Consider the following 15,473-nt stretch of genomic DNA (forward strand, 5'->3'; position numbering starts at 1 on the left):
TGACACTTGCACAGCTCTCCCTATGTTGAGTTACAGTTGCGCGCTAAACTGATCAGGAATGTAGACGATTTGAGACTTTGCTGCAATGGTTAACTCGCCTTTTTCCTCGGAATAGTGAACGGAATCATCGCCTATATAAAACCATAATTTCTTTGTTGGCTCATTCTCAAACTCCTGGAATAGGAAAACGTTGAGTTCCTCTTTCCATTTCAAAAGCTCAGCGATATCTTCCTTCTTCTCTATCTGCACGGTAAAAACCCATTGGTCTCCAACCTGCTCCCACGTGTAGGGGATCGGATGCTTACCTGTATCTACGAACGCTCGACCGCCCACTGCATGTTTAATTAAAAAGACTTCCTTCATCCGCCTAGCCCTCCTTCATCATTCATTATGGCAGATCGATTAGCATGAAATGTGTATCTTCTATCGCACGAATAGCAACCGTCTGTTCAGCTTCCATACGAGCGCTATCCTTAGTTTCTAATAGAGCATCATTGGCAGATAACTTCCCGCTTATGAGCATAAGAAAAATACGTCGATTCTCTCCTTGTTTAAACACAAGTTCTTTGCCCGCTTCCAGTTTGCTCAAGTAAATGCTCATATCCTGATGGATCTTGGCTGCATGCTCGCCCCCCTCAGGCGTAACTACCGGAAGCAGTGCGTTGACCAACGCTTCAGGCTCATAGGTAACATTCTCAAAAGACGGCTCCAAGCCCCGCTTAGAAGGCATGAACCAAAGCTGAAACAAACTCATCGGTTCCTTCTCCGACGCATTGTACTCGGCATGGATCACGCCGCTTCCAGCTGACATCCGCTGCACGCCATTCACTCCCGTTACAGCAACATGCCCCAGACTATCTTCGTGTTTAATTGCTCCGCTGAGAACGATGCTGACAATCTCCATGTCGCTATGGGGATGTGGACCGAAGCCCCGACCAGCGGCAATATCATCGTCATTACAAACACGCATAACCCCGAAACCTACATTATCCTCATCAAAATAATCGCCGAACGAGAAATTCTTATGGCTCTTTAGCCAGCCCAGATCGGTTGTATTACGCGTATGCGCAGGGAAAACTTGTATCACAGCAATCGCCTCCTTCTTTAATACGTATAGCTTATCATATTTGGGCTATAGACTTCCATGTCAGAACGGTGGCAGAAAGATCTCCCAGACGTCAAAAAACCTTTGCCCTCTGAGGTAGAGGGTATGGACTGGCTTAAGCATTCTATGCACCTTAAACGAAATTCAAGGTCGAGGTGTGGCATGGGAAACCAACGTGAAAGTTATGATGAGGAATTTAAACGAAAAACAGTTGAACTCATGGAAACAGAGAATAAGAGACCAATTGAGATTTCCAGAGAACTAAATATCCCTAAAAGTACCTTAAGTCGTTGGATTAAACAGTATGGAAGCGGTACTCTGGAGACACAAACCCAAGTGTTTGTCGACTATGAACGATTGAAGAAACTGGAACAACTTAACCGGGAGTTACGGGAGGAAAATGAAATTTTAAAAAAGGCGAAGCACTTCTTCACAAAGGACCCGCGCTGATTTATTCGTTTGTTTTTAAACACCGCTTCCAGTACCCGGTCGAGAAGATGTGCGGCGTATTGCACGTATCAAAAAGCGGATATTACAAATGGCTCACACGTAAGCCTAGCTCTCGTGAGAATCGTCGGATCGTACTCGAAAAACGAATTCAGTATCATTTCAAGAAATCCAAACAGCTTTATGGTAGCCCAAGAGTCACAGAAGAGTTGCTCAAAGAAGGCCATATGGTGTCTTCTAAAACAGTTAGTCGTCTGATGAAGAAACTCGGCTTAGAGTCGCGCACAGTGCGGAAATCTAATGCCACCACGAATCAAGACACCTCATCGGTTTGAGCTGCTTTATTGCTTTCGCGGAACGTCGATACGTTATTTGCGATGATTTTGCCTGTTTGCAGGCTTTCGCGGAACGTCGTTCCGCTATTTCCTTATTTCCGCCCTCTAATCGCGCGATTTCTAACAAATAGAGCCCTCACGTTCCGCGGCATGCCCATTTGGCGCTATTTTCTTTAAATAGCGCCTCGTGGTTCCGCGACGTGATGCAGTTTGACCAACATCGCCGTCTCGGAATCCACGGGAACAAAAAAAGGGTGAGAATCGCTCACCCTAATCCTAAAAGCTGGGCCTCCGCCCAACCCAAACCAACAAGCTGGGCCTCGCCCACTCAAACCAAAGGGGAGCCTCCGCTCCCCTTTTTCTATTCCTGCTCCTCAATCTGCATCCACTGCTCATAGAGCCTATCCAACATCTCCTGCGCCGCTTCTCTTTCCGCCCACAGTTGACTAAGTTCATCCGCCGCCAGATTCTCTAGCCGCTGGTCCAGATGGTTCAACTGCGCTTCGCCAGCCGCAATCTGCTTTTCTAACCTCTCCCGTGTGAATACGGATGAGCTTCTAGACTTCGCTCGCGGCGTCTCATCGGCACAATGTTTAGCCGCAGCACTCGCCTTAGATTTAGCCCCAACTGGTAAAGTATCATCCACAGCGCGTCTCGGAGCATCACTAGCACCTAGTATCTTCCGCGCCCCAACGCCCATGTTGCTACTCGTTTGATTAACCCGCAATTGAGCGCTCTTCTCTTTATAGTCATCAAAATTACCCAAGTAAACGGTAATTCGTCCTTGATCCAGCTCCCATATTTTGCGAGACAGCCGATTCATAAAATAACGATCATGCGTCACAGCCAGCACGGTTCCAGGAAACTCTTCCAGTGCCTCTTCCAACGCTTCTCTGGAGGCAATATCCATATGATTCGTGGGCTCATCGAGAATAAGTAAATTAGGCTTACGCAGCACAAGCAGTGCTAATCGCAATCTAGTCCACTCACCACCCGAGAGAGAACTAACTGACTTGAACACATCTGCTCCATAAAATAAATAAGCAGCAAGTCGGCCCCTAGCCTCTCCTTCCTCCAGCTTCGCTTCCTCACAGAAGTAAGTCAGCACCGATTTCTTATGGTCCTCTGGATATTCTTGTTGAGCCAGATAACCAATATCGACTCGCGCTCCAAGCTCGAGCTCCCCTTGGTCAGGCTGCTCTTCACCCAGAATCATCTTCAGCAGCGTTGTTTTGCCAGAACCGTTTGACCCGACGAGCATCACCTTCTCGCCATATTCCAGTAAGCCGCTTGCCCGCTGCAGAAGCACTTTATCCCCGTATCGCTTGTTCACATCCTCGAAACGAATCACTCTCCGACCGGAGCGGTCGTCCAGCTTCAATCCGAATTCCGCTGCCTTCTGATCAAGAACAGGCCGTTTGAGCTTCTCCATCCGATCCAGCGCTTTCTGCATAGAAGCCGCCCGGCGGAAAAACTTCTCGTTCCCTCCTACCCGACCCCACTCCGTCAGCTGCTTGATCGTCTCTTTCATCTTTTTGATGACCTTCTGCTGCTCCTGATAATCAGCAAACTGCTGCAGCAGTCGGACTTCTTTCTCCTTCACATATCCCGAGTATGGAGTCAGATAGGTCGTAGACTCGCCATCTTCCAACTCAACGATCTTCGTAACAACCCGATCCAGAAAGTAGCGGTCGTGAGAAACAATGAAGCATGCGCCATCATAATGGGTGAGATAGTCCTCCAACCACTCCACACCGAACAAATCCAGATGATTCGTTGGCTCATCCAGCAGCAGCAAATCAGGCTTGCCGATCAGCTGGGAAGCGAGCGCAATCTTCGTCTTTTCCCCTCCGGACAGCGAGGCAAAGCTCCGCTCGTAAAACTCCCGTGCAATGCGAAGTCCGTTCGCGACTTGGTCGATTCTTGCATCCAGCTCGTAGCCGCCTTCCCGTTCGAAACGTTCTTGCAGCTGTGCGTACCGCTTAAGCAGCTGATCCAGCTGCTTCTCATCGCTCATGACTTCTGAGCTCGACATCCGCTGCTCCAGCTCCGTCATATTGGCGCGGCATTCAAGTATCCCTTGAAAGCTGGATGCCAGCACATCATACACCGTACCGCTCTCCCACTCCGTTGGGATTTGTGCTAAATAACCGATCCGCGTATCTTTTCGCACCGTTAATTGCCCTTCATCGGGCTTCTCCATCTTAGAGATAAGGCGAAGCAGGGTCGATTTACCGCTGCCATTGCGTCCCACAAGTCCTATTCGTTCTCCCTGATGAATTTCAAACGTAACATCCTCGAGAACCAGCTGCGCACCATGGTATTTCTTTATATTTTGACCGTTAATAATTAACATAATGAAGGATCCTCCTAATTTGTGAAAGACCCTATCCATCGCCTACGTACAAAAAAAAGGCCGCAGGAAAATTCCTACGACCTTTCGGATTTATCCGTTTGAGGGTTAAGGTAGGTGTCTTTTCGTGAGTTGTAATTCCGTATGAGCATAAATGGACAGACTTCTCGCGTCTTTGACTGCTGCATGAACGATGCCAGCCATCGCAATGGGTAACTGGCTCACACGGTTGTTCACGAACTCTCGATTCATCCTACCTTCACCTCCTTCTTCTTCATTAATTCAAAATACCATAACCAACGGTCAATTCGCAACCAGAAACTGCCCTATTTTTGTTCTTATCCACGCTAATTTTCTTCTTGTCAGCCCTATTATTAATATTCGCTGCGCATCTTATCCGTAACCTCAAGATAGAGAACTTGGAGAAATTTCTTAATATTAACCTTGCCTCTCTCCGGCTTCCAGTTCTCATCGATTTCTTTCATTTTCATACGCACATCCTGGAATTCAAAATAAAGAGGCGCATAATGCTCAAATTTCGGATTGCTATAATCCGTCAATCCGATGCTGGCGATATGGGTTAATGCCGCCATAATGGTACGGCGAATCCGTTGTTCGACGGCCTTGCCTTCTTTTTCAACATCCGCTTCCTTCACCTTATGGCATCTAGAAACGGTTTCATAAAGCTCCTTGAGCGGCGGAATTCCTTCCGCTTTATGATGACGTGCGAGATGTTCCATAATGTCCATCAAGTCGCGACTGCCGGTGTCCCCCACGATTCCCATATCCATGAGAATGGGCTGCATAATTTCGCGGACGCTGCGTTTTTTTCGAATACTCTCAGGGCCTGTGTGCAGTAAACTTAACTTGGTTAAAGATTCTTTAATCTCCTGCAAGGAGCGGCTGATATTCCATTGCTCATTAACCTTGGACAGCACAGCTTCCACTTCAATTTTATTAATTGGCTTTTGAATGTAAAATTCGACACCAGCTTGATAGGCCTTGCCAATCATTTCTTTATTTTCAATTTGCGAAATCATCACATATTTCCCTTGATAACCTTGCTCCTTCAACCGAATAATCGTCTCAATTCCATCCTGATCCGGCATTAATAAGTCAATGACCACTACATCGGGTGTGGTTTCCAGAAGAACCTTCTCCCCTTCGCTCCCGCTGCCAGCCGTACCAACGACTTCGCCTAAACCGCCTTTTTCAATGATCTTTTGCAGCATCCGTCTACTTACCGCATCATCGTCAACAATTCCGAACGACAGCATGATCTCTACGCTCCTTTTTTCAACGTATCGGTCAATATGGTTATCACAAAAGTGGTCTGAAAACCCGGCTCGTCAGAACGCAAATGAATGTCTCCGCCTAAAGAATGAACAATATCTCGCACATGAGAAAGTCCAATCCCTGTCGCGGCAAAGCCCTCCTGATTGAATTTGGTCGTAAATCCAGGTGCAAAAATCATATCCCTATCCTGCTCAGAAATGCCAACACCATTGTCAGCAACGAGTATGATGGTCTCAGCACCTTGCTCATAAGCACTAACGAGAATCGATCCTTGAACTTCAATCGCCTCAACGGCATTAGACACGAGATTATTGATGACGGTTAAAAGAGGGAGGTATTGATCCGAACAATAGTCCGTTTGAATATCGCTTTTGAATTGAATCTTTTTGCCAAGCATCGCACTGTAACCCAGGTTGGATTTGATAGCGAATTCCATGACTTCGGCCAGCCTCATATCGGAAGCGAAATCGCGATCGAACAGCTTCAATAACCCGGCTAGGATGCGCTGCGAGTCTTTTTTGACCTCGTGAATTTGCTGGGTAATTTCCAAAATGGTACGAGAGTAGCTTTTTAACCCCGCACCATTGATTTTTTCATATAAATTGTGGCTCTTGGCTGTTATTTGCTCAATTGTATCCATCGACTTCCGCAAGTAAAATACTTCGCCATATAAACCGCTATTCGTATTTAACATCTGCTCCATACGCTTCTGCTGCTCATTATGCACGACTCGCATCTGATTTATGGTCACACTGTTGTAGATACCAACCACGAAGTAGCTCCGCACGACAGCGGTAACGGTGATATACAATATTTGCTCAGTAAACATGTTCGCTGAATGAAAAATCAAGCTGCGCGCCAGCAATTCAATCTCATTGGACATAAGATCAATAACCGATAAGAACAATCCCAGCACAAAAGGGTGGAATTGGTCCCATTCCCGTTTAATCAAGCTCATAGCAATCGCGAAGGCCATATAATAAAATGCGGCTGATAAATGCGTTTGCGCGCTCGCGCTGAAGGACGCGGCCCCCTGCGTTAGGATACCATCCTCCAACGTCCGAAATAGCAGGACCGTGATCCCGGTAATGATACCTGTATAGACATAAGGCAGGTGCTTCATCAAAAGCAAACTGAGTAAAAAGGCGCTGCTGCCAAGTCCAATCCGAAACACTTCGCCACTGAAAGGTGTGATCTTAAACTCTCCGGCTATGGCCGTCACGATTGCGACGAGAATCATTTGCAGCCCTTCGTTCTTTAAGCGTCCCAGCCTTTCACCCCCTATAAGATATCCCATATCTGTTTGCCAATTAGGATGATACAAACGGTAAGAAATAGCGGTCGAACGTACGCTGAGCCTTTGCGGATCGCCATGCGTGAGCCCAGTAAAGATCCACAAACCATGGCTATTCCCATCGGAATGCCTATCCCATAATTAATGGATCCCAGAACCATGAAAGTAGCCAAGCTAGCCACGTTGCTCCCGAAATTTAGGACTTTGGAATTACCAGCCGCTTTGACGAAATTGAATCCTAACATCAGAAAAACGAAAATAAGAAAGGAACCGGTCCCGCCCAAAGAAGCCATCATAAAAGCCCAAACCGAATGCGGCGAAGCCCATTAACATCGCTGTTTTCGTTGAGAATTGGCGGAAGGTAGAAAGATCCCCCCAATTTTTGCGAAAAATCGTGTAGATGGTGATCAATATCAACATAACGATAACCAGCGGCTTTAAGAAATCAGATGGAATTTGCCGGAGCACCATCGTTCCGCACACGGCTCCTAAGAGAGATAAAAAGAACAAACCGCGTACGGCTTTTAGATCAACATTCCCAGACCGCATGAAAGAAATCGTACTCGTCAGAGAAGACATGGTGCCCGCCAATTTGTTCGTTCCTAGCGCAACAGCCGGGGGTAACCCCGTGGCCAGTAGAACTGGTAGAGCGATCAGCCCTCCTCCACCTACAACTGAATCTACATATGCCGCTACAAAACCACCGATGATGATGAATATCATCATTTCCCAACTTACATGTAACATGATGCCAAGACTCCTTCTGGATGTTATATTCCTCTTATACCAATCTTGATTCCATCCTGCGAGCTGCTAGTGATAGCGCATAATTCACAGCGAAATACAGAATAGCCACTAAAAATAGAATTGGAATGGTATAACTGTAGCTTTGTCCAATTACTATTTTCGCATGGTGCATCAGTTCAGGCAAGGAAATAACAATCGCAAGAGACGTATCTTTTAACAAAGAGATAAATTGACTCACTAGTGGCGGCATCATTCGGCGCAGCCCTTGAGGCAGAACAATATGCCAAAGGGTTTGCACATAACCTAATCCTGAAGATCTAGCGGCTTCAATCTGTCCTTTATCAATGGAATTCAGCCCGCTTCGCACAATCTCCGCAATCATCGCACCTTCAAATAACGTTAATGCCAAAATCGTCGCATTCATGGGTCCGAGTTTGATCCCGATATCCGGTAAGGCGAACCTCGAGAAAAATATGATTAACAGCAGTGGTAAATTGCGAAGAAGCTCAACTGCTATAGCCAGAATGGGTGAAACAACCGGCAGCTTCGTATACCGGATTGTACCGACAATACATCCCACGATAAAGCTAAATACAATAGAGATCGCAGCGACTTTAAGCGTCATATAGAAACCTTCAAATACAAACCTTACATTATCAGCTGAGAAAGCCTGCATGATATCCATTCGCTCACCCCCTCCTATAGTCAGTCTGCGCGGGCTAATTTACGTTCTAGACGCAAGGCTACGTAACTTAGCGGCAGCGTGAGTATCAAATAAAGCACAGCAACGAAGATATAGGTATCGAACGTAGCATAGGTCTCACTTGCGACCTGATCCCCGAAATACATGAGGTCTAAGCCTGCGAATACGCCAAGTACCGACGAGTTCTTAACGAGGTTAATAAATTGGTTGCTGAGCGGCGGTATGACAATTTTGATCGCTTGCGGAAGGACGATATGCCACATCGTTTGGAGATAGGTCAGTCCCGAGGATTGTGCCGCCTCAGATTGACCCTTGGGCACCGACATAATACCGGCTCGGATCGCTTCTGCGATAAAAGCTGCCGTGTACACCGTAAGGCCTAAGGTCCCGCATATGAATCCGCTAAGGGTAATGCCGATGGACGGCAGCCCATAGAAGAACACGAATACAACAAGCAAGAGCGGTATGTTTCGAATGAACTCCACATAAGCAGTCCCTAGCCATTGCAGCGGTTTCACCGATCCAATACGAAAAATGGCAATGACCGTACCCAGCACAAAGCTGCCAATTAATGCAATAACGCTGGCAATGATCGTATTGAAGAAGCCCTTCATGTAGATATCAAAATAATCGGTAAAAATCGAGAAAATCCGGCATGCGCTCCCCCCTCATAGACAGAAGATGGGCAGCAGCTGCCACCCATCTCTTCTTTTATTCTCGTTACCCTTATTTGGTTGGCGCTTTGCCAATCCATTTCTCGTAAATTTTCGCGTATTGGCCGCTTGATTCCAGCTTCTTCAGTCCATCATTCACCGCGGCTTGAAGCGTTGTTTCACCTTTTTTCATCGCGATACCATAAGGCTCATCTGTGAACGGTTCGCCAACCACTTCGAAGTTCTTATCTTGTACCATCATGCCATAAAGGATGGCATTATCTGTGGTCAACGTGTCCCCTTGACCCGCTTTCAGGGCGCTGAAAGCATCTTGGTAATTATCAAACTCAAGGATGGTGGCATCTGGAGATTTTGCTTTAATATTCGCAACGGAGGTAGCGCCTTTTACAGCCAATACTTTCGTTCCTTTTTTGACATCCGCTACACTCTTAATAGGGCTGCCTTTCTTCACGAGCAAAGACTGTCCGGCTTTAAAATAAACATCGGAAAACTCAACTTGCTTCTTCCGCTCCTCGGTAATCGTCATCGTTGCAACAATCATATCAATCTCTTTGTTGTCGAGCATCGGAATGCGCGTCTTGGACGTTACTTCTTTCAACTCAATTTTCTTCTCATCGCCGAGAATTTCTTTCGCTAATGCTTTGGCAATGTCGATGTCGAAGCCTTCAACTTCACCGCCAGTCGGGTTCTTCAAACCGAATAGCTTGGTATCAAATTTCACACCAACAACGAGTTTGCCTCTGCTTTTAATCTCATCCAGAACGGACGCTCCACCGGCAGGCTTGGCAGTGCTTGGAGCGCTGCTTGCTGCTGGGGGAACTCGCCGGAGTGCTTGATGCGCCTCCTGTTGGGCTGCTGTTAGAGGCACACCCCGCCAATGCGAATACCGTAACTAACATCAACATGAAATTCCACTTTTTTGATATCATGGTTTTGTTCATCTCCTTATTAATGGTTAAGTACCCGGTTCAGAAATAATTTCGCTCTTTCTTCACGAGGGTTGACGAAGAACTCCTCTGGAGGGGACTCTTCTACAATCTGACCTTTGTCCATAAAAACAACACGATCGGCTACTTCACGGGCAAAGCCCATCTCGTGTGTAACCACAACCATCGTCATTCCTTCGTTTGCAAGCGCCTTCATAACATCAAGCACCTCTCCGACCATTTCTGGATCCAAGGCTGATGTGGGCTCATCAAACAACATAATTTTCGGCTTCATCGCCAGTCCCCTCGCAATGGCCACACGCTGCTGCTGTCCACCGGATAACTGCGAAGGAAAACTGTGCGCCTTATCCTGAATACCAACCTTATCCAGAAAATACATCGCGATCTCTTCGGCTTCTTTCTTAGCCATACCATGCACCTTCATCGGAGCAAGCGTAATGTTATCGATCACTTTCTTATGCGGATAGAGATTGAAATGCTGGAATACCATGCCGATATCACGACGCAGCTTGTTCAAATCCATCTTCTTATCGCTGACCTTGTACTCATTCACAATTAGCTCACCGCTTGTGATGGTTTCCAGCCGGTTGATACACCTTAGCAGCGTACTCTTGCCCGAACCTGACGGACCTACAACGACAACGACTTCACCCTGCTTGATCTGAAGATCAATTCCTTTGAGCACATGAAAATCGCCATAATGCTTCTCTACTTGACGAAATGAGATCAATGGAACCCCCCCTTCGATGAGTCTTTATTGATGAATCTTACTGATGTAAACTGTTTGTTATGTAAATTAACACTTGATGTATTTAAATGATAAAGAAAAAACTATGGAATCTTATGCAATCCGACATTGGGTTAGAAAAAAATGGCAGCAGAAGATTGCGAACCTTGTGTCCAATCATCTTCGCATACTATAATATAACCCAGATACAAACCAACATTGAATGGCCCAGGAGGTACTCAGATAAATGGCGGGTAAACCCAAACGATCAACCTTCCGAACCCGACTGGAAGACATGGTCACGACATTACGCAGCGATATCCTTACCGGAAAACTTCAGCCCGGTGACTTCTTGCCTTCCGAATTAACACTTGCTGAACAGTTCCAGCTTAGCAAAAACTCCGTTCGTAAAGGACTGGAAACTCTACTCAATCAGGAAATGATCGAAAAAGCACCGCGAATCGGGACACGCGTAGTTGGGACGGGGCGGAACGAAAAGCTTACCCTGAAATTCGGTTATTACCCTACTCTCACCCTAGAAGCTAACTTATTGGAACTAGTCAAAAAGTTTCAACAGCAGCATCCGCATATTGCCGTCCAAATGATCCCTCTTTCGCAATCGTACTTTTCTCAGAACGCGAAAGAAGCCATGGAGAGAGACGCGTTCGACCTTATCACTTTAAATAATCAAGGCTACGAAAGGGTTACTGAAAATGGGGCTGTCTCGGATATCTTGGAGCCGCTTGAACGAAAGAATGGCACGTATCCCTTTCTGTCGGGTCCGTTCACCAAAGATAATCATTTGTACGTACAGCCGTTTATTTTTTCACCGATTGTCTTGTGTTACAACCGAGATCATTTCAAGGAAGCCTCCTTGCCAGAGCCGGATAGCAGCTGGAGTTGGAACGATGTACAGCAAGCGGCGCTAGCCTTAACGCAAAAGCATGATCGCATCGGCATCTTGTTTCACCTGCAATCCATCAATCGATGGCCGCTCTTTTTACTGCAAAACAAAGTCGTTTTTGAACGCGATCAACAGGGTAAGCTGATTTTCAACAACGATAACTTTCGGAAAGCTATGCAAACAAGCCTTGGGCTGTTTGAAGGAATGAACCCGGACACCGTCTATATGTCGGAGAATGACTCTGATGCCGAACGGTTTTTCTTGCAGCAAAAGACGTCCATGATTGTGACCAGCTATTACAGCTTGAACCATTTGCGTAATGCTGAATTCAATTATGACATCGCACCGCTTCCCTATTCGTTGGAGGCGAAGACTCAGCTCTTAATCATTGGTCTTGCGGTCATTAAATCGAGCAAGCACAAGGAAGCAGCCCAGACCCTGCTCGATTTTCTTGTTTCGAACGAAGCGCAGCTGCATATTCGCAGAACCACCCTTACCATTCCGAGTGTCAAAACGGCGGCGGAGTGGACTGGGGAAGAGACGCTAGCGCGTCCTTCTCGGTTCTTCATGTACCGGGACATCATCCCGACATTTAGTTTCTATTCCGACATGAACGTTACTTTTCACGAGCTGGAAACCATGCGCCACATTCTCAAGCTTTACTGGGCACGGCTCGACGACTTCGAGACGGTTTGCCGAAGGCTGCAGGACGCCCATTAGGATAGACAATAACACGGGTGGAGGTCTTGATGGCGCCGGACAAAAAAAGCGACCTTGGAGCTTGCGCCGTCCTCGGGTGAGAATCTGTTGATTCTACTCGAGTTAGGCCCAAGATGCATATGTTGAAACGGTCGCTTACTTATCCGTGTAATGTTGTACATTTGAGACCGGCGATTTATTCGTCCATTCTTGTTCTACATTGAGGTGTCTTAAATCGGGATCAATTGTCATATATGCTCGCTTGAGGTTGCTGGATGAATGAAACCTATTCGCGGTAGAATGATGTTGTAAAAAGTGCAACAATTATACCTAAATCTCGCCTATCTCCCTTCGATGTTGTAAAATGTACAACAATTAGGCCCAATATGGACCAATTCGCAACAAATTGGCTCAAAATGTTGTACGAAATGCAACTTCAAGTTGCAAAATAGCCTTTTGACGTGTGAATTGTTGTATAAAATACAACATTGGTAACCACTATTGCTCGTCTAAACACCAGAGAAACAAATCAATTACCAAATCGAATGATTATGCATGCATCCACGATCTCACTCAGCTCAGCACAACACATATCATGCTAAAAAGGGGATAAGCCTCGGCTTACCTTATAGCCTAAATATCAAGAAAAAAATCGGGTAGAGGAGCAAACACTCCCTACCCGATTTTTTAATTTTCACACAGCCTAAGTAGTGAGAACCCAACCAACAGCTATCATAAAGCTATACTCACAGCTGACCAGTCATGGAGCATGACAACGCTATTTTATAATGAAAAACGGCTGGATGTAACTATCATACTCTCATGGACTGGTAGGATTTGATGAAGGAAAACGAGGCTATGCACACTTGAGGTTACCGGATGAATGAATCTATTTTCTCTTGTTGAATGATGTTGTAAAAAGTGCAACAATTGCTGCTCTGCCTAGAACCCGCCTCTCACCCTTCGTTGTTGCATTATGTACAAAAATTGGGCCCGATACAGGCGATTTTGCAGCAATTGAGTTCAAAATGTTGTACGAACTGCAACTTCAAGTTGCAAAATAGCCTTTATGAGTGCGAATTGTTGTAGAAAAAACTGCTCAACGATTCAATAATCACCCTTTGGAGTTGTGACGCTCCTTCCCATAATCAATGAGAACGCCTAATACGTCTCGCGGAGATTCGCGAAGCAATTCGTAAGCCACTGTCATAGAGGGTAAAGACATCTCATGCGTGATAAGTGTTTGGATGGAAATCCGCCGTTCCGCAAGTAAACGGATAAATTCCGCCATGTTGCGACCTTCCGTCCAACGCACATAACCGATCGGATAGTCGACGCCCTTGCTTTCGTAACTATCATGATACCGACCAGGACCACCAGCGCGCGAGATGAGCACTTGCGCCTCTTTGGCAAACATCAACTCCCGATCGAAGTCCATCTTCACATCGCCGACAATGATGATTTTCCCCCTGTCGCGAATCCAGTGAAGGGCTTGATCAATCATGCCGGAATTGGCGCCATTGGCGCAGAGGACGACCGCATCAACACCTTGATGCTGATGTAACGAATCAATGGTGCGGTTGACATCCTGTACATTGTCACACACTTGCAAAGCACTAGCTTCCGCAAGCTTGGCACAGCGTTCTGCCAACAAATCAAGCCCGATTACCCGGTTGCCGGAGACGTCTGCAATCCGACATACGATTTGTCCCAGAATACCTAGTCCAACCACAACAACCGATTCTCCAAAACGCAAATCCGCTTGCCGCAGCGCATGAATGGCGATCGCACCAAGCCCGACGAAGGATGCTTCTTTCGAGCTGCATGCATCCGGAAGCGGAACAACTAAATGCTTAGGCACCACTAAGAGTTCCGCATGCTTAACATAAGGTGAGCCGTAACAAGCGACACGCTGCCCTACCTTCACATGGGAGACACCTTCCCCAACTTCTCGCACGATTCCCATCGCACTGTAACCAAGTTGAATGGGACTATCAGTCATCAGGTTTTTCAGCAAAAGCTCTGTGCCTGAACTAATTGCGGAATAGCAGGTTTCAACACGCACATGGTTCGTTTCAATGGAAGGTTCTTCAATGTCTAACACTTCAACCTTGCCTTTCAAGGAAATTACTGCCTTCATCTCTTCTCTCCTTTCATTGTTGGTATATATCTGGATCATATAATCCATGTTAAGCCATTGAAAAAGGACTGTCAAACCTTTTTTTGTCGAAAATTTGTCCTTTTTTTCTGTGAATTGATTTAGATAAGAATCAAATAAGAACCAGTAATTATGATATAATCAATTTTAAGATAGGGGTTGACTAGCATGAAGAATGATATGCTCTCATCTCTGCTGGAAACAGCCGAGCTAAAAGTGTTAAAGTTTGATATCCATCGCCGTCGCGAGATGAACTACCGGAACCGTGTATTTCAAGAGTATTACATGATGACTTATGTGAGAAAAGGCTCGGCCAAACTCAGGGTTCAGGACAACATCTATGTGATTGAACCGGGATCCGTCATTTTTATCCCTACTTTTCTGGAACATGACCAATATAAAGATAGCGATGAGGAAACCGAGTTTCTCTGGTGGCATTTTACTTACAAGATTCAGGATGTGATCGATGTGCTGCCGTTTTTACATATCCCTTATATCTACACGTTGAAAAATCACAAAAAATTCGAGGCCGTATTCGACGAATTCGTGCTCGCCACCGCACGGGAAGGCCATATCCCTAATATCATTTTGCAAAAAGCAAAATCCCTTGAATTGCTTTATTTGTTATTGGAAAATGCTATGGGAAGCATGAATACCACGGAGTTGAGACAGCCGTCTCACAGCTTTTTGTCTATCTTATTGAAAATTGTCACCCAGCCCGAGGCTTCGCTTTCATTATCAGATTTAGCCAAGGATTTACATATGAATTCTACCTACGTAAGCAACCATTTCAAAGAGATGTTCGGCAAATCTCCGATTCTGCTGCATCGGGAAATGAAAATCGCAAAAGCGAAATCGCTTTTGGAAATGCAGGAAATGAACATTACTGAAATCAGCAGCACCCTCGGATTTAACGATCTCCAAACCTTTACCCGCCTTTTCAAGAAATACACGGGCATTTCCCCCGTTCAATACAAGCGTTTGTTTGATAAAAATATTTAAAGAGTGATAAGTTTGATGCATTAGAAAACAGACTGCCGCAAAAATCTCGGCAGTCTGTTAAAAGTGCTTACAGAAAGGTCTT

Annotated in this window: 15 protein-coding genes and 1 pseudogene; 4 read left to right on the top strand and 12 right to left on the bottom strand. The window is 45.9% G+C overall.

Annotated features, from left to right (window positions below; all coding sequences use genetic code 11):
- Positions 1-30: 30 nt before the first annotated feature.
- The gene (locus tag ACBP55_RS34405; RefSeq protein ID WP_464648153.1) at positions 31-363 is read right to left on the bottom strand and encodes a hypothetical protein; all 333 of its coding nucleotides are present in this window, start codon (positions 361-363) and stop codon (positions 31-33) included.
- A 25-nt stretch (positions 364-388) separates the two neighbouring features.
- Positions 389-1,087, bottom strand: a complete 699-nt coding sequence (locus ACBP55_RS34410) for a pirin family protein (protein WP_464648154.1) — start codon at positions 1,085-1,087, stop codon at positions 389-391.
- A 180-nt stretch (positions 1,088-1,267) separates the two neighbouring features.
- Between ACBP55_RS34410 and ACBP55_RS34415 the strand changes: the two genes are divergently transcribed.
- Entirely contained in the window at positions 1,268-1,555 is a 288-nt protein-coding gene (locus tag ACBP55_RS34415; protein WP_464648155.1) for a transposase, read from the top strand.
- Between the two features lie 47 nt (positions 1,556-1,602).
- The gene (locus tag ACBP55_RS34420) at positions 1,603-1,887 is read left to right on the top strand and encodes an IS3 family transposase (RefSeq protein WP_464648156.1); all 285 of its coding nucleotides are present in this window, start codon (positions 1,603-1,605) and stop codon (positions 1,885-1,887) included.
- A gap of 361 nt (positions 1,888-2,248) precedes the next feature.
- Here ACBP55_RS34420 and abc-f read toward each other — a convergent pair whose 3' ends face one another.
- From abc-f to ACBP55_RS34465, 9 genes and pseudogenes are all read right to left on the bottom strand, one after another.
- Positions 2,249-4,243 (bottom strand): ribosomal protection-like ABC-F family protein, encoded by a 1,995-nt coding sequence (gene abc-f / locus ACBP55_RS34425; protein WP_464648157.1) that lies wholly within the window; start codon positions 4,241-4,243, stop codon positions 2,249-2,251.
- A 105-nt stretch (positions 4,244-4,348) separates the two neighbouring features.
- Positions 4,349-4,492, bottom strand: coding sequence for a hypothetical protein (locus ACBP55_RS34430; RefSeq protein ID WP_171640423.1), 144 nt, complete (start codon positions 4,490-4,492; stop codon positions 4,349-4,351).
- Positions 4,493-4,614: 122 nt separating this feature from the next.
- On the bottom strand, positions 4,615-5,517 hold the full coding sequence (locus tag ACBP55_RS34435; protein WP_464648158.1) for a response regulator: 903 nt from the start codon (positions 5,515-5,517) through the stop codon (positions 4,615-4,617).
- A 5-nt stretch (positions 5,518-5,522) separates the two neighbouring features.
- The gene (locus tag ACBP55_RS34440) at positions 5,523-6,935 is read right to left on the bottom strand and encodes an ATP-binding protein (RefSeq protein ID WP_464648159.1); all 1,413 of its coding nucleotides are present in this window, start codon (positions 6,933-6,935) and stop codon (positions 5,523-5,525) included.
- Positions 6,818-7,577: pseudogene (locus ACBP55_RS34445) on the bottom strand (TSUP family transporter). The gene ACBP55_RS34440 and the pseudogene ACBP55_RS34445 overlap by 118 nt, the downstream one beginning before the upstream one ends.
- A gap of 34 nt (positions 7,578-7,611) precedes the next feature.
- Positions 7,612-8,262: an amino acid ABC transporter permease gene (locus ACBP55_RS34450; RefSeq protein ID WP_173190950.1), complete on the bottom strand. Its 651-nt coding sequence runs from the start codon at positions 8,260-8,262 to the stop codon at positions 7,612-7,614.
- Between the two features lie 20 nt (positions 8,263-8,282).
- Positions 8,283-8,894 carry an amino acid ABC transporter permease gene (locus ACBP55_RS34455; RefSeq protein ID WP_464648160.1) on the bottom strand — a complete coding sequence of 204 codons (612 nt, stop codon included), beginning with the start codon at positions 8,892-8,894 and terminating at the stop codon, positions 8,283-8,285.
- A gap of 112 nt (positions 8,895-9,006) precedes the next feature.
- Positions 9,007-9,822: a glutamate ABC transporter substrate-binding protein gene (locus ACBP55_RS34460; RefSeq protein ID WP_464648161.1), complete on the bottom strand. Its 816-nt coding sequence runs from the start codon at positions 9,820-9,822 to the stop codon at positions 9,007-9,009.
- Between the two features lie 80 nt (positions 9,823-9,902).
- The gene (locus tag ACBP55_RS34465) at positions 9,903-10,631 is read right to left on the bottom strand and encodes an amino acid ABC transporter ATP-binding protein (protein ID WP_173190954.1); all 729 of its coding nucleotides are present in this window, start codon (positions 10,629-10,631) and stop codon (positions 9,903-9,905) included.
- A 244-nt stretch (positions 10,632-10,875) separates the two neighbouring features.
- Here ACBP55_RS34465 and ACBP55_RS34470 point away from each other — a divergent pair, with 244 nt between their 5' ends.
- On the top strand, positions 10,876-12,252 hold the full coding sequence (locus ACBP55_RS34470) for an extracellular solute-binding protein (RefSeq protein WP_464648162.1): 1,377 nt from the start codon (positions 10,876-10,878) through the stop codon (positions 12,250-12,252).
- A 1,093-nt stretch (positions 12,253-13,345) separates the two neighbouring features.
- On the opposite strand, the gene ACBP55_RS34475 is transcribed toward ACBP55_RS34470, so the two are convergent.
- Positions 13,346-14,371 (bottom strand): zinc-dependent alcohol dehydrogenase, encoded by a 1,026-nt coding sequence (locus tag ACBP55_RS34475; RefSeq protein ID WP_464648163.1) that lies wholly within the window; start codon positions 14,369-14,371, stop codon positions 13,346-13,348.
- Positions 14,372-14,557: 186 nt separating this feature from the next.
- Between ACBP55_RS34475 and ACBP55_RS34480 the strand changes: the two genes are divergently transcribed.
- On the top strand, positions 14,558-15,391 hold the full coding sequence (locus tag ACBP55_RS34480; protein ID WP_464648164.1) for a helix-turn-helix domain-containing protein: 834 nt from the start codon (positions 14,558-14,560) through the stop codon (positions 15,389-15,391).
- The last annotated feature ends 82 nt before the right edge of the window (positions 15,392-15,473 follow it).

This window comes from Paenibacillus sp. WG02, assembly GCF_055396115.1.

What these genes read in the sequence shown, in the direction of transcription:
- ACBP55_RS34405 (WP_464648153.1), bottom strand. Translation starts at nt 363, where the DNA reads ATGAAGGAAGTCTTTTTAATTAAACATGCAGTGGGCGGTCGAGCGTTC.
- ACBP55_RS34415 (WP_464648155.1), top strand. Translation starts at nt 1,268, where the DNA reads ATGGGAAACCAACGTGAAAGTTATGATGAGGAATTTAAACGAAAAACA.
- ACBP55_RS34420 (WP_464648156.1), top strand. Translation starts at nt 1,603, where the DNA reads ATGTGCGGCGTATTGCACGTATCAAAAAGCGGATATTACAAATGGCTC.
- abc-f (WP_464648157.1), bottom strand. Translation starts at nt 4,243, where the DNA reads ATGTTAATTATTAACGGTCAAAATATAAAGAAATACCATGGTGCGCAG.
- ACBP55_RS34430 (WP_171640423.1), bottom strand. Translation starts at nt 4,492, where the DNA reads ATGAATCGAGAGTTCGTGAACAACCGTGTGAGCCAGTTACCCATTGCG.
- ACBP55_RS34435 (WP_464648158.1), bottom strand. Translation starts at nt 5,517, where the DNA reads ATGCTGTCGTTCGGAATTGTTGACGATGATGCGGTAAGTAGACGGATG.
- ACBP55_RS34450 (WP_173190950.1), bottom strand. Translation starts at nt 8,262, where the DNA reads ATGGATATCATGCAGGCTTTCTCAGCTGATAATGTAAGGTTTGTATTT.
- ACBP55_RS34455 (WP_464648160.1), bottom strand. Translation starts at nt 8,894, where the DNA reads ATGAAGGGCTTCTTCAATACGATCATTGCCAGCGTTATTGCATTAATT.
- ACBP55_RS34470 (WP_464648162.1), top strand. Translation starts at nt 10,876, where the DNA reads ATGGCGGGTAAACCCAAACGATCAACCTTCCGAACCCGACTGGAAGAC.
- ACBP55_RS34475 (WP_464648163.1), bottom strand. Translation starts at nt 14,371, where the DNA reads ATGAAGGCAGTAATTTCCTTGAAAGGCAAGGTTGAAGTGTTAGACATT.
- ACBP55_RS34480 (WP_464648164.1), top strand. Translation starts at nt 14,558, where the DNA reads ATGAAGAATGATATGCTCTCATCTCTGCTGGAAACAGCCGAGCTAAAA.